At 65.7% G+C, this 1,243-nt stretch carries 1 protein-coding gene; it reads left to right on the forward strand.

The features are described from left to right. A partial coding sequence (gene tssM, locus FJ980_RS32560) for a type VI secretion system membrane subunit TssM (protein WP_140547553.1) occupies positions 1–1,243 on the forward strand: 1,243 nt, incomplete at both ends.

Consider the following 1,243-nt stretch of genomic DNA (forward strand, 5'->3'; position numbering starts at 1 on the left):
GCGTGATCGTCGCGCTTTCGATCGACGTCCTTTCGGAGGGCGACGAGTCCAGCAATGCGCACGGGCGCAAGCTCCGCCGCCGGTTGGCCGAGCTCAACGACCGCCTTGAAATCCGCCTGCCGGTCTATCTGATGCTGACCAAGGCCGACCTGATCAAGGGCTTCGAGCCCTTCTTCGGCGGTCTGTCCACCGCCTCGCGCGAACAGGTGTGGGGGACGACCTTCGCGCTGGATGCGCGCGTCGATGGCAAGACCATCGAACGAGAAATCGCGACGCTGGCGACCGAACTCGAGCGGCGCTTGGTGACGCGCCTGGAGGACGAGGACAAACTCGCCGCCCGTGCCGAAATCTTCAGGTTTCCCGCCCAACTGACAAGCTTGTCCGAACCGATTCAGGTGCTGGTCGAAGCCATGTTCGGCGAAAGCCGGTATGAGGAGGCTGCCTGGCTGCGCGGCCTCTACCTGACATCGGCGACGCAGGAAGGGGCGCCTATCGACCGGCTGACCGCCGCGCTGTCTTCCTCCTTCGGTCTTCCGCCGCGGCGCGCCCTGCCCGCATCTCGGGTCGAGAAACGCAGCTTCTTCCTGAAGAACCTCCTCACTGAAGTCATCTTCAAGGAAGCAGGCCTCGGTACATTTGACCCACTGGCGCAACGCCGCCGAGCCTGGATCTGGCGCGGCGCCGCTGCCGCATGCGCTGCGGCGGCGTTGCTGGCAGGCGGCCTGTTCACCTGGTCCTATTTTGACAACCGCCATGCGATCTCGGCGCAGGCAGGCCAGTTCGAAGCGCTGCAAACGCCGCTGACCTCCGCTGCCGCAACCCCGGCATCGGTGGAGCGGCCTGCCATGGACGGCGCGCTCGAGGCGATGGACGCGGTCGCAAATGCCCGGACAGCACCGCCGGGCGCTGCCCACGATCTGCTTGGCCCATCGGCCTCGGCGGAACTGGTCAGGGCACAGGCCGACACTTATGACCACGCCCTCCGCAACGTGCTCGAGCCCCGGATGGTGGCCCTGCTCGAGGCGACGATGTGGCGCCAGATCCGCGATCCCGACTTCATGCTCGGTGCGCTCAAGACCTACCGCATGATGACGGGCCTGTCGCAGATGGATCCAGACTACGCCCAGAACTGGTGGGTGAACAGTCTGCCCGAATTCGCGGCCGCGGCGCCATTTCCGACAGCCGACGCCGAAGAGCATCAGCTTGCCGCGATCCGCCGGATGACGGTCGACGAAAGCTATGT

The sequence above is a fragment of the Mesorhizobium sp. B1-1-5 genome (genome assembly GCF_006443065.1).
GTDB lineage: Bacteria > Pseudomonadota > Alphaproteobacteria > Rhizobiales > Rhizobiaceae > Mesorhizobium.